Source organism: Rhodococcus sp. LB1 (assembly GCF_001583455.1).
GTDB lineage: Bacteria > Actinomycetota > Actinomycetes > Mycobacteriales > Mycobacteriaceae > Rhodococcus_F > Rhodococcus_F opacus.
The window spans coordinates 26158-39610 of record NZ_LTCZ01000379.1 but is presented as its reverse complement, the minus strand read 5'-3'; the positions used below and the strand labels follow the sequence as shown (position 1 = coordinate 39610).

The 13453-nt window shown below is 63.9% G+C and carries 8 protein-coding genes and 1 pseudogene; 4 read left to right on the top strand and 5 right to left on the bottom strand.

Features of this window, described 5'->3' with window-relative positions:
- Window positions 1-1407, top strand: a 1407-nt coding sequence (locus tag AZG88_RS36270) for an ISL3 family transposase (RefSeq protein ID WP_063886931.1), incomplete at its 5' end; no start/stop codon positions are given.
- A 387-nt stretch (window positions 1408-1794) separates the two neighbouring features.
- Here AZG88_RS36270 and AZG88_RS36265 read toward each other — a convergent pair.
- From AZG88_RS36265 to AZG88_RS36250, 4 genes are all read right to left on the bottom strand, one after another.
- A complete protein-coding gene (locus AZG88_RS36265) occupies window positions 1795-5052 on the bottom strand; it encodes a protein kinase domain-containing protein (protein ID WP_061700495.1) in 3258 nt (1085 codons plus the stop codon).
- 477 nt (window positions 5053-5529) lie between these two features.
- Complete coding sequence (locus AZG88_RS36260; RefSeq protein ID WP_061700494.1) at window positions 5530-6516, bottom strand: ABC transporter substrate-binding protein; 987 nt, start codon at window positions 6514-6516, stop codon at window positions 5530-5532.
- Between the two features lie 19 nt (window positions 6517-6535).
- Window positions 6536-8296: an ABC transporter permease gene (locus tag AZG88_RS36255; RefSeq protein WP_061700493.1), complete on the bottom strand. Its 1761-nt coding sequence runs from the start codon at window positions 8294-8296 to the stop codon at window positions 6536-6538.
- Entirely contained in the window at window positions 8293-9459 is a 1167-nt protein-coding gene (locus AZG88_RS36250; RefSeq protein WP_231914316.1) for an ABC transporter ATP-binding protein, read from the bottom strand. The genes AZG88_RS36255 and AZG88_RS36250 overlap by 4 nt, the downstream gene beginning before the upstream one ends.
- Window positions 9460-9707: 248 nt before the next feature.
- Here AZG88_RS36250 and AZG88_RS52195 point away from each other — a divergent pair, with 248 nt between their 5' ends.
- Complete coding sequence (locus AZG88_RS52195; protein ID WP_156517707.1) at window positions 9708-9860, top strand: hypothetical protein; 153 nt, start codon at window positions 9708-9710, stop codon at window positions 9858-9860.
- A 309-nt stretch (window positions 9861-10169) separates the two neighbouring features.
- Here AZG88_RS52195 and AZG88_RS52190 read toward each other — a convergent pair.
- Window positions 10170-10311: pseudogene (locus AZG88_RS52190) on the bottom strand (transposase); the annotation flags it as partial.
- 1101 nt (window positions 10312-11412) lie between these two features.
- On the opposite strand from AZG88_RS52190, the gene AZG88_RS36245 reads away from it, so the two are divergent.
- Together AZG88_RS36245 and AZG88_RS36240 are read left to right on the top strand one after the other, a co-directional pair.
- A complete protein-coding gene (locus AZG88_RS36245; protein ID WP_082833563.1) occupies window positions 11413-12816 on the top strand; it encodes an MFS transporter in 1404 nt (467 codons plus the stop codon).
- Between the two features lie 149 nt (window positions 12817-12965).
- Window positions 12966-13409: an ATP-binding protein gene (locus AZG88_RS36240; RefSeq protein ID WP_197487999.1), complete on the top strand. Its 444-nt coding sequence runs from the start codon at window positions 12966-12968 to the stop codon at window positions 13407-13409.
- The last annotated feature ends 44 nt before the right edge of the window (window positions 13410-13453 follow it).

Here is a 13453-nt window from a genome sequence, read left to right as displayed (position 1 = left end):
GATGTCCGGGCCCGCCGGTTCTTCTGCGACACTACTGACTGCGGGGCAAGGACTTTCGCCGAGCAGATCGCGGGGTTGACCGAGCGGTGGAGTCGGCGAACACCGGCGGGGACGGCGATGATCGAAGCGATCGGCCTGGCGGCGGCAGGCCGGGCCGGCGCCCGACTTTCCGGCCGACTCGGAGTCGCCGTCGGCCGGGACACTCTGCTGCGAGCAGTGCGGTCGATACCCGACCGACCCATCGGTGAGGTGCCCGTCATCGGTATCGACGACTTCGCACTCCGCCGAGGCCACGTTTACGGCACCGTCGTGGTGGACATGAAGACACGAACACCGATCGACCTGCTGCCCGACCGCACCGCCGGCTCCGTCGCCACCTGGCTGCGCGGCCATCCCGAGATCGAGGTGGTCTGCCGAGATCGTGCCGGGGCGTACGCCGAAGGCGTCCGCACCGGTGCCCCGGACGCGATCCAGGTCGCCGACCGCTGGCACCTGTGGCACAACCTCGCCGGTGCGGTGGAGAAGACGGTAATCCGCCACCGCGCCGACCTGCGCCCACCCACCGAGACCACGAGCACCAACGACGGAATCGACAAACCCTCCGCGACTATCGACCCGACCGAAAGTGGCCTCGCCGACAGTCGCCTGGCCACCCGGACCCGGGAACGCCACGCCGCCGTCCACGAGTTGCTCTCAATGGGAAGAACGATCTCGTATATCTCCCGGACGCTGCCGCTCGACCGTAAGACGGTCCGGCGCTTCGCTCGCGCCGCCGATGTCCAAGACCTGCTGCCAACGACGCGGACCGGCCGCAGTCTGCTCGACGAATACGCACCCTACCTGGGTGAACGCGTCGCAGCCGGATGTGTCGACGCGGCAGTCCTCACACGTGAGATCACCGAACTTGGCTACCGCGGCAGCGCCAAGACCGTGCGCCGATTCCTGCAGCCACTGCGCGCCGCCCACACCGCACCGCCGTCGATGCCGGCAGCGCCCAGCGTCCGGCAGGTCACCGGGTGGCTGACCCGACGACCGGACCGGCTCACCGACGAGGACCGGGCCGGGCGCGACGCGCTGCTGGCGCGCAGCCCCGCGCTCGCCACCACAGGACGACTCGTCCGGGACTTCGCCGAGATCATGGTGGATCGGCGCGGCCACGACCTGAACGCCTGGATCGGCCGCACCCGGCGAGAAGGATCACCGGCACTTCGGTCGTTTGCTGCAGGCTTGGTCCGCGATCTCGATGCCGTCACCGCCGGGCTGACACTGCCGCACAGTTCCGGCGCTGTCGAGGGGCACGTGAGCAGGATCAAGATGCTCAAACGGCAGATNGAAATTTGCGCCAGATCCACTTTCTCATGGCCACGGACACTGCGGTTGGACGATACCTCTAGCGCTCCAGGTTGAGACCAGGATGCTCCGAAGGATCCCAACTTGTCACGAATCGAGGCAACCGCAACGGATTCGAGTCTCGCCACGGCCTGCCGACGGCTACTGGAGCGATGGAGTGAGGTTATGGTCGAGTCGATCCTCGATGGCGAGTTAGATTGTCATCTCGTCTACGGTCAACGAGGGGCTGGCACCGACCGATCGCACTAATCCGACAGACCTGGCAGGGGCGAGAGGTGTGCCCGAGGAACGAAGGTTCCTGACCGTCCGTTGCCGCGAAACGTCGGGGGAATCGCCCTGTGGTCCCGGGCCGTCGCACCCTCCCGTGGGGGTTCAGTTTAAGAAGTGTAAATCAAGAACCCTTCGCGGACGACGGAGTCCCGGAAGTATTCTGGTAGACCTATGTCAGTTCTCATCGCGCCTTTCCTTCGCCACCCAGGCTGCAATCTGCGTTCGGGACGTGAATCCGAGTTTTGCCAGGATGTGCTCCACACGGCCTTGCGCGGTACGACGTGAGATCACCAAGCGGTCGGCGATTGCCTGATTGGTCAGGCCTTCGGTGATCAGATCGGCGACCTGGCGTTCTCTCTTGGTCAGTCTCACTGGCGTGTAAGGGGTGAGCGCGGAGATATCGGCAGTTTGTTCGTGGAGGGCGTAGGCGATCGCGGCGTCGAAGTCGAGGTGTCGACCCCTGCGGTGGGCGACTGCGAACGCGTTGTCGCCTAGTTCCTGGCGTGTCCTCTGGTCGCATTCTTGATGGTAGACAAGCAGATTAGGATGAATGATCGCGGGGCTCCCAACCGACTGCGCCAGCCCGTCGGTGGCCCCCATCAAGACTGCAGCCCGCTGCGCGTCGCGCAGGTCGCAGACGATCCAGGCCAACGACTCGAGGCAGTATTCGGCAACGCGCGGGTTGTGCACGTGCCGGGCCAGCTCCAATGAATGTTCGAGTAACCGTATTGAGCGATCGATATCACCCTGACGCCACACGTCGATCCCCGAGGCCCACAACGAGCCCGCCCGATACATCTGCTCGCCGCATTCTTTCGTGAGCGTCAGCACGCGTTCGTGGCATTCGATAGCCTTTTTCGTCATGCCGCACAGCTCATAGGTCAGCCCAAGTGAGTACAGGACAGCGACTTCGAGTGTGCGGTCCGTGCGTCGGCTGAACTCAACCAGGGCGGTTTCGAGGTAAGAGTACGCGCGCGCCAGATCACCGCTGTATAGGGCGAGCAGGCCGTCGGCGTAGTCGATGAGCGCGCGCATTGTGGGGTCGCTGGTGTGGGCGGTGAGCGCGCGGCCGTCCTCTACGAGTGCGGCCCCGGCCTGTAAATCACCTTGCACGTCGGCGATGGCGCTCGCGCAGTGGAGCGCCTTGATCCGTTCGAGGGTTAGTGGGCCACTGTCTCGGGCGAGCAGGCGGTCGAGCCAGCGCCGTGCCTCGTTGTAGAGGCCTTGGGAGCTCCAGAACCAGTGGAGTGCTGCGGCGGTGCGCAGGCCGGCGGTCGAGTCGTCGTCGATACAGAACTCGAGTGCCTCACGGATGTTCGGTTGTTCCCGGTTCAGGCGCGCGATCCAGTCGAGCTGTCGGGAGCTGATCCACTCAGCCTCCGCGGCGAGCGCTAATCGCTCGTACCAGTCCCGGTGCCGGCGGCGTAGCGACACAATCTCGCCGGTCTGTTCGAGTTTCTCGTGGCCGTAGTCGCGGAGCGTCTCGAGCAGTCGGAAGCGCACCCCCGCGCCGTGTTCCTCTCGTACCAGGATCGACTTGTCGACCAGGGCGCTGACCGTGTCGAGCAGATCTCCGGATGCCAGGTCCGCGCCGCACACCTGCTCCGCTGCATCGAGTTCGAAGCTTGGTGCGAACACCGATAGCTGTCCCCACACCACTTGTTCACGGGCGGTGCATAACTCGAAGCTCCAGTCGATACTCCACCGCAGCGTTTGTTGTCTCGTCGGTGCACCCCGGCGGCCGCGAGTGAGCAGGGTGTAGCGGTCGGCCAGTCGTTGCAGGATCTGTTCGGGCGACATCGCCCGCAGCCGGGCCGCGGCCAACTCGATCGCCAGCGGCAAACCGTCGAGGCGGTGGCAGATTCTGACCGCTGTGCTCATGTTCTCGTCGGTAAGCGCGAACCCGGGAACGGCGGCAGCGCCGCGTTCGGCGAACAGGGCCAGCGCGTCGTATTGTGGCAATCCCCGCAATGATGGCGGTCGGATGGGATCGGGGACGGTCAGCGGGGGCACCCGCAGCACCGCCTCACCGCCGATGACGACGGGTTCACGGCTGGTGGCGAGGACTCGTAGCCGAGGACAGGTCTGTAGCAGCCCCTCGGTCAGTTCCGCGACCGCGTCCACCACGTGTTCACAATTGTCGAGCAGAAGAAGCAGTTCCCGCGTCGCCAGGTACTCCACGACGACCTCGCGCAGGGGTCTCGCCGAGTGGTCCTGCACCCCCAGGGCGCTGGCCACCGCGTCCAGCAGCAACGACTCGTTGCGCAGTTTGCCCAGCTCGACCAGACAGACACCGTCTGCATACTGGCGCTGCGCAGTTGACGCGACCCGGAAAGCCAGGCGCGTCTTGCCGACACCCCCGATCCCCGTCAATGTCACGAGCCGGGATCCCGACAGCAGATTCCTCACCTCGGTGAGCTCGTGTCGGCGACCGACGAAACTGGTCAGTTCCAGGGGGAGGTTCCCCGTCGCGACTCGCGGAGGCGGACCCATCGATCTGGCGCCGTGCGAGGTTGGTTGCTCCCTCGCGTCGGGTCCGGTGCGTAAGGCTATCTCGTCCACCGGATAGCCGTGATCGAGTTGGATCCGTCGCAGTTCCTCGCCGAAGTCGGCGGCGGTGGCGGGCCGGTGATCGGGGGAGCGTGACATCGCGCGTGAGATCGCGGCGGACACATCGTCGGGTACCCCATATTCACGCAGGTCGGGAACCGGTTGTGTGGTGATCCGAAGGAACTGCGCGACGACCTGCTCACCGGTGCGGCGTTCGAACGCCGCATGACCGGTGACGGCACTGAACAGGGTGGCACCGAGGCCGTAGACGTCGGCGGCCGCGCTCGGGGGGTCACCGGCGAGCACCTCGGGTGCCGTATACGCTGGCGACCCGGTAACTGTGCCGGTAGTGGTCTCGAAGCCCCCGGCGATATGGGCAATACCGAAGTCGGTAAGTGCCGGCTCTCCGTAATCAGTGAGCAAGATGTTCGCCGGTTTGATGTCGCGATGGAGAATGTCGAGTCGGTGTGCTGTCTCCACCGCGCCGGCCATCTTCACACCAAGCCGCAACGCCTCAGGCAACGGCAGCGGACCGTGGTCGCGGATCCGGACGTCGAGAGAATCCTGCTGATGGTATGGCATCACGATGTAGGAAAGGCCGCTGTTGGTGGCACCGACCTGCAGGACGGTGACGATGTTCGGGTGCCCGGTCAGACGGCCCATCGCCCGCTGTCCCCGGAAGAATCGCTCCCGATTCTCCTCGTCGAGCTCGACGAGGAGAACCTTCACCGCCGTGCGATCTAATGGGGTCTGGATGCAGCGGTAGACAACACCAAAACCGCCGCGCCCAATTTCCCGGGCATCATCGAACCCGGTCGCCCTCAGCTCGGCGACCGGGGGAGTCGGGTACGACTCTGTGTCGAGCGGATCACCTGTGCCCATTACACGGTCTATTCACGCCGCCGGCGTGGTTCCTGTGCACTGGTCCCGACGGCACGACCAGTAAAAGGAGACTCGACTCTGCACTCACCTCTCGATGGGGTCCTCTCAAGGATATCGCTGCTGTCGGTTGTGACCGATTAGGGCACCTGCCAACCGCCGACCTTGCATGCTGAGACTCCGACGCATCTGGCGTTGCATGGAGATTTCGACGGCTGGCGTGCCCGACGCCCGCGAGCTTGCGACGAAGCCCGAGTTCGGCGATGACGATGTCACATTGCCACGGGACTGAGTGCACGACCCACACCCTGCTTCAGTCCACAGGCCCACCCCATGCCTACATCGCACAAAGGGGCCCCTACCGACTGAGCTCGAGACGGCACCTATCTCAGTTGCCACCTCAGAACGCGACTGACGGTGGACGATCGTGGGTCGAGCGGAGCCTTTGTGGCGAGGCGTCCGGCGGGGAGACGCGCGGGTTTAGCCGCGGTTGAAGATCTCACGCAGCCGGACGGCCCACTCCGCGATCACTTCGGGAGGGGTGTCCTTCTCGGAGAGGACTCGCATCTGTGTGGTGTCGATCGTGCCGTCGAGTCCCTCGATCGGACTGCCAGCGTCGCCACTTCCGTTGAATACCTCCTGGCCTGCAGGTGAGAGAAGGTAGTCCATTACGATCTGGGCATCGTCCTGGCGTGGAGACTTTTTGAGGATGCCGGCAATGAACGGAGATGCCCAGCCGTCCTTGATGAGCACAGAGTCGATCGGCGCTCCTCTGCTCTCGAGGTCGTGCACGACGGCAGGGCTGGCGGTGTAGGCGACGCCGATCTCGCCGGAGGCCACAGCCTGCGCCATCGGGATGAGCGAGGGGTAGAACTTCGGATTCTGCTCCGCCAACTCAGGCAGATAATTGGGACCGTTCTTGTCCTGAAGGTACTGCAGATAGGAAGCGAGCACAGCGCTCATCGTGTCTCGCACGCCCAGCCGATTCTTGACCTCTGGCGCGAGCAGATCGTCCCAGGTTTCGAAGCCGTCAGGAAAGGCGTCGGTGTTCCACAAGATCATGCTGAACGGTGAGTAGGACACGATCGGCGCGTGGCCGTCGACTCCCCAGTCCGGGTAGGTTTTGGCGGCATCAGCGGTCACGGGGGCCAGGTTGTCCTTGTTGCGCAGGAACCAGGAATCGCCGGACATGATGAAGATGTCGGCGCCGTCCGCACCGGTTGCGATCTCTGCGTCGACCTTGGGGACCAAGTCCGATGCACCCCTGGTGATTTCGAGGGTGATATCGGGGTGGGAGGCGTTGAAGGCGTCTTCGAGCCTTTTGTTCTGCGAGGGTGCCGCCACGCTGTAGACGTGGACCGTTCGCCCGCCGTCGCCGAAGAACCCGGCTGCCGGGACGCAGGCAGCGAGCAAGGTGGTCGAGAGCGCGGCCGCCAACACGGCGACGCACTTGGTCAGGTGTCTCATGTTCTGGTCCTTCTGCCTATCAGAGCTTCTCGAGAGCACGGCTACCTCCGAACAGCAGGGCCAAGAAGACGCCGATTGCGGTGATGGCGGTCATCGCAATCGCGATGACCGCGACTTGCGGGTAGCCCCCTGCGTCATATTGTTCGAACAGGGCCACGGACATCACGTTGACTTCGGCGGAACGGATGAGCAGCGAGACGCCGAACTCGTGGATCAAGAGGACGAACATGATGGCCGCCGACGAGGCCATTCCGGCGCGCCCGAGCGGCAAGATGACGCGGATGAACGTTCGGAGGGGACCGGCACCGCTGACCCGCGAAGACTCGACGGTCGTGCGGCCGAGCGCTACGAGCGTGGCGAGTTGGTAGCGCACTGCATACGGCACCATGATCGTGACGTAGGCGAGGATGAGTCCTGTTTTGGTGGCGTAGAGCCCGATCGACGGATTGGAGTAGGCGAAGAGGAAGCCGAAGCCGAGCAGTGCTCCGGGCATTGTGAGTGGGATGTTGGCGAGGACGTCGAGGATCACTGACAGTGGGCGCCAGAGACGGTCTCGGTTATAGATCCCGAGGGCGATCAAGGTGCCGAGTGGGAGGACGATTGCGACGGCGGTGACGGAGGCGAACGTGCTGTTGAAGATGGACTCGACGAACACCCTGTCCTGGAACACCGAGGAGAAGTTTTGAGTCGTCAGCGCATCGAAGGAAACCGACCCGCTCCAGAACGGCGAGAGCGCCACGAATGCAAGTGCCACCAGCGGCGCCAGCGCTGACAAGACTGTGAAGAGCAGCACCACCAACGTGGCGCCGATGTTTCCCCATCGGCTGGTGCTCGCTGGCGATGCTGCGCTCACGGTTCCGACGAACCGGTCCTGTTTGCCGATCAGGCCCCGTTGCACCATCACCATGACGAGGGCGAGGACCATGAGGGGTGTGCCGAGCGCGGCGACGACCGAGTAATCGATCGGGTACTGCGCGGATAGCTCGAACATGCGCACCGTGATCACGTCGAGCCCCTCACGACGGCCCAGGATGAGGGGGCCGGTGAACTGACCGAGTGCGAGGAGGAAGCACACGACGCCGGCGTAGACGAACACCGGTCGCAGCAGGGGAAGCGTCACGGTCAGGAGGATGCGCAGTGGCCCGGCGCCGTTGACACGGGCCGCCAGGGCGTAGTCACCACCCAAGTTGCGCAAGCCGGCGTACACGAACAGGTATACGAACGCTGCTAGGTGAATGCCGGTGTAGACGATGATCCAGAACTCGCTGTAGACGTTGATCGGGCCGGCGTCGCCGTCGAAAAAGGGTGTGGCGCGCAGCAGGGTGTTCACGTACCCATTCTCCGGGGAGAAGAGAAACACGAATCCGACGACATGAGCGACGCCAGGAATGATCATCGGCAGAACTGGCATGAACGCCAGGTACTTTCGTGTTCGCGGCGATGTTGCGTGCATGCACAGCGCCAGGCCAGTGCCCACGATCAACGCGACGATCAAGGATCCGACGCCGAGGACGAGCGTCGTGGCGAACATCTTGCCGACTCCGTCGAGCTCGAGTACGCCGCGCAGGCCGGCCGCGCCGTCGGCGAAGGCCTTTTGTTGCAGCGGGACGACTGGCAGCAGGACCAAACCGCCGACCAGCACAGTGAGGACAAGCCACGGTAGTTGACGTTTGAATCGACGCGCGAACGCGATCGGGGACGACCCCCCAACCGGCGCTGGCGTCTGGTCGATGACGACCTCATCCATCGTGGCGTCGCGGCTGGCAACGTCAGTGGTCATGACCACACTCCTGCGACCTGATGGGTGCGATCCGTCCGGTCGGCCCAGTCGGGAACGAGCCGGCCATGGTCCTGGCTGTAGCAGCGGGCTTTGTCGATCGGAAATCCGACCTCTACAGCCTGGCCCGGTCGTAGGTCGACCGCCCCCGTGGGGATCCGGGCGAACAGTCGGAGGTCACCGATCTCGACGACGCACTCGCTGGTTTCGATGCCCGGCAATAGTTCGACGATGCGGCCGTCGGCGAGCCAGGCAGTCGCGGTGGCCGTGGTGGCATGCGACGCGGGAGATGAGGTGTCGTCTGCTGTGGGCCGCACCAACAGGTGCTCGTCGCGGAGTCGGAGTGCAAAGGATCCGCGGAGATCGTCGCGGGCTAGACCAGGAAGTCGTTGTCCGGCGAGGGCAACGCCGCCGTCCTCCGCTCGAAGCTCGAGTCGATTCCTGGCGCCGAGGAAGTCGGCGACGTACTCGGTCGCGGGAGCGCGATACACCTCGATGGGATCGCCGACCTGCTCGATTCGGCCCGCGTTCATGACGGCGACCCGGGTGCCCAGCGCGATGGCTTCCTCCTGGTCGTGCGTGACGTGGACGGCTGTGAAGCCCAATTCGCGATGAAGTAGCCGGAGTTGCGCACGCAGTTCGACGCGCAGGAGAGCGTCGAGGTTGCTGAGAGGCTCGTCGAGAAGCAGCAGCGTGGGTCGCGGAGCCAGAGCGCGCGCAAGCGAGACGCGCTGCTGCTGGCCGCCACTGAGCTCTGGTGGGTACCGGTCTGCGAGGTGGCCGCATTGCACGATGTCAAGGACTTCCTCGACCCGCCCACCTTTGAGTGCTGCGCTATGGCCTCGCGATTGAAGCGGGTAGGCGACGTTCTTGCGAACCTTCATGTGTGGCCATAGGGCGTAGTTCTGAAAGACCATGCCGACGTCGCGGCGATTCGGCTGCACGAACACGCCACGCGCAGTGTCGAGTACGCAGGAGCCGCCAATGTGGATGCGGCCTGAATCGGGGCGCTCGAGTCCCACAAGTGAGCGCAGCAGGGTGGTCTTTCCGCAACCGCTGGGGCCGAGGAGTACGAGCAGTTCGCCATCGGCCACCTCGAGGTCGACGTTGCGGAGGACGTGAATCTCGTTGCCTGGGCGTCCGAATGACTTTGTCAGACCGTGCACGGACACCAACGCGGGTGCCCGCGTCGATCTCGCGGTGTCTTTGGTCTCTCGCGATGTTTCAACGAGGGCTGATGGCATGACGCATCCCTTCAGAGTGATGTACGACACTCAGTCAATCACGTAATTGACAGACAGTGCAAGAGCAGTCTTTTTCATAAAGGTCTAATATGTGGGAGAAAGTAAAAAACATGCCTAAATGTTTGTAAGTTACTAGCTGTCAATTGTCGGTGGTTGTGGCTGGTGGGTCGGTGAGCCGCGACGACCGAGAGCTCATCGACGAGCGCGAGTCGTTCTCGCACATGGCGGGTGACGTTCTCTACCCTCTGTTCGCGCAGGCGGCCAAGATCTCACCCGGTGGCGGGATCCGCTCGGAAGCATGCGAGATTGCAACCTCGCATTAGAATCGAGGAGCGCCTCTACTTCGATCGAGAAGATAGTTTGCCGGAGGTTCGCTTACCGATTCGGGCCGCGGACACGAGTCCCTATCTCGTAAGGCTGCCGGTTCAAACACTGAAGTCGCGCCGCATGTAGCCCTGGCTGCCCGCTCGCTGCGACCTATTTGCTCAACCGTGCCGGGAGCGCGTGAGGCACCCAAAGCTACAGCCTCGGCATCCGACTTCTTCGTGCCGACGGAGAGCGCGGAGGTGGTGTCGGCGAAGAACAACGGGTTGTCGATGCCGGCGAGCGAGAGTTCATCGACCGCTGAGCACGGTCGCGAACGCCACGTCGTCACCGGATGCCGGCGGCGCGGCACCGGTCGCGGTCGGATGTCCACGATTCGGGGAGGTACAGCTCCCGGTCGTTGGGCGCGTGCCCGGCCGCGCTCGCGTAGGCGAGGAAAGACCCGATCCGGCGCCTCCCATGGGGGCTACAAGTCCGGGATCGGTCGCTCATGGTGTCTCGGGACTCGAGGAGTATCGAGAACTCAAATCTCTCTACGGCTTTGAGGAGAGGCCCCTCACGCCGCCCGGCGCGTAGCGATGGCAGACCAATCCTGGCCGTGGACGGCGGGCTGGCTACGGGACTTCGGTCCCGGCCTGCCCCGCCGTGTCCGGCTATCAGCAGGCGATGCGGTGGGCCGCGGTCGATCCCCGAGCCGCTCGTCCGGGCGGTCCGGGAGGCCGTGACGGATTCGAGCTACCACGGGGAGCGCCCCGGTGGCTTTCATCTTGTCCTCGATCGATGCTCAGTTCGAACCGGATCGACTGTCGGCCAAGCCGACCGGGTCGGTCTGACCGCGCAGAACATGTCTGCATCCACACCCGGGTCGGGGTGAAACCAGTGCTCGTGAAGACTCCGGTCGACATCACCTCGCCCTCAACTGGTCGCAGTCGACGCGCTGCTACGGCGGCACGCCCCACGATTCGTATCGAGGCGCGGGGTTCGCAGCGTGCCCGCCTTCGGTTGCCGGTCACCCGCGCCGGGGATCGATGGGACGTGCGGGTCGATTTCGATCGGGTCATGTCCTCGTGCAGCCGACCCTGCTCGGCTGGCTGCGTCGTCCGATCATCCGGAATCTACGCGGGGTGCCTCGCCTGCCGATGCCCCACCGTGCTCGGTCCGAACGTCCGCGTAGTGGATGTTGCCCTCGAACCGATGCCGTGGCTGGCCGGCGCCGGAAGGCCGGGTGCCCGATGTCACGCTCACGCGGACAGCGAGCCAGACGCCCTGGTTGATTCGCACGGCGTGACCCGCTTCCGCCGCCACGGGTGCGCAGAACGAATCCCCGGTGGCCGGACTGCGAACGCGCCCGGCCCGCAGTGCCCTTGGCGCTCGGCTGAATCGTGGAGATCGCCGATCGTTGTTGTCAGATAGAAGTCCTCTCTATAAGTCAGACAGTTAATCGGCTGACTATTGCATCAGTGTCAATGATGGTCTAACTTGACAGTGGTAGAGCTCACAGTCGATTTCGAGCGTCATGCCTCGGAGTTGCCGTTGCTAGGAGAGAGTCCATTGAGTGATGAGATCGTTGAGCCGCTCGGCTCAGGCGAACCGGCAGGGCATGCGAAGACGCCGAAGAAGGCCGCCGCGAGCGGGTGGGTCGGCTCGGTGCTCGAGTACTACGACTTCTTTATCTACGCCCAAGCGGCCGCGCTGGTGTTTCCCATGCTCTTCTTCCCGGGGGCGGATCCGACGGTTGCCATCGTTGCGTCCTTCGCCACATACGGCGTCGGCTATGTGGCGCGGCCGATAGGTGGATTCGTTCTCGGTCACTGGGGCGATAAGCATGGACGGAAGAATGTCCTCGTTCTATGCATGCTCATCATCGGAGTTGCAACGTTCTGTGTCGGGCTGATTCCGTCCTACCATTCCATCGGTGTCTGGGCCCCGGCCCTCCTGGTCGTCTTGCGCTTGGTTCAAGGCTTCGCCGTCGGTGGGGAGATCTCCGGGGCGAGCGCGATGATCATGGAGCACGCGCCATTCGGAAGGCGCGGCTACTACACGAGCTTCACGATGCAGGGCGTCGCGGTCGGCCAGATTCTCGCGGCGGCGGCATTCTTGCCGATGGCCACGTGGCTTCCGGACGAAGCCTTCCACTCATGGGGTTGGCGGATCCCGTTCCTGCTGAGTGCGGTCGTGGTCCTCATTGGTCTAATTATTCGACGCAGGGTGAATGAGACGCCGGCATTCCTCGAGGAGCGGGATGGTGACAACACGCCGCCCTCACCTATTGTGGAGGCCGTTCGCAGCAACGGCGCCGACATGGTGCGCGTGTTCATCATGATGCTGCTTACCATCATTCCCGTAGTTATGTTGGTTTTCGGCGCAACCTTCGCGACGAATAAGGCTTATGGCAATGGGTTCACTCCGGCGAACCTCCTCTGGCTCTCGCTGATTGGCAATGCGGTGGCCGCGCTGCTCGTCCCAGCGGCCGGTGCCCTGTCTGACAAGATCGGCAGGCGGCCGTGTCTGATCTTCGGCATGCTCAGTTCTACGGCCCTGTGTTTCGGCTATCTGTACTTCATCAGTGTTCATAACGTCGCTCTCATGTTCGTGTTCGGACTCCTCGCATACGGTGTGGCCTTTCAGGGGTTCCAAGGAGTCTTCCCGAGCTCCTTCCAGGAACAGTTCCCGACCCGGTCCCGTGTCACCGGATTCGCAATCCCGCAAAACCTCGCAGGCATGGCCACAGCGATCATGCCGACCGTTTTCGCCGTCATTGCTCCCCCCGGCGCGAATGTGCCGGTGATCGTCGGGTCGGTCGTTTTCGGTATCGGCGTAGTCGCAGCCATCGCCGCCTACTTCACGCGGGAGACCTACCGGGTGCATATGGACGACCTGGGTCGGAAGGATGCACCGGAGGTGCCGCGTGACGAGTACGAGCGGCGCCGGCACCGTCGATTAGCCGCCACATGACGGATACGAAGCGACAACCTCGCAGGTGAAGACCAGGAGCCCGCCGTCGAACATGGACGGCGGGCTTCGGTCGTCACGATGGCGGCCGGAGCACTGGTATCAAACCCGTCGAGGGGTGCTCGATGATCGAATGTGGAAAAGAAATTTTGATGGATCGCGATCTCAAAGCCCTCAAACTCGGCGCACCGAAGGACATCCTGCCGCAGCGACTGGCGCTGGCCCGACAGCACCAGCTCAGCCACCTCGCCTTCCTGGAACTGTTTGGCCGACGAAGTGTCACGCCGCGAATCGCGTTCGGCGCCAATACGTTCGGCGAAGGCCGGGTTGAAATTCAACATGCGGATCGACACCTGAAACGCACTCGACGACCTGCACTACGACGGGCGTTGTCGGATCTGGTCTCGTTGCGCTTCGCCGACGCCGGCCACTGCAGGCTGGTCCTCGGCGCCGTGGGCGTCGGCAAAACATACCTGCCCACCGCATTGGCCAGATCGCGCTCCGGCAACGACGCAGCGTGCTCATCGGAATTCTGGCATGGGCCCGCTGCATCGGGGTGTAATCGGCTGCGAAGTCCAGGGGCCCGATTCACGTAGGAGCAGCTCGCGGGTTCCGGAGGTAGCTGAAGGAGTATGAAACT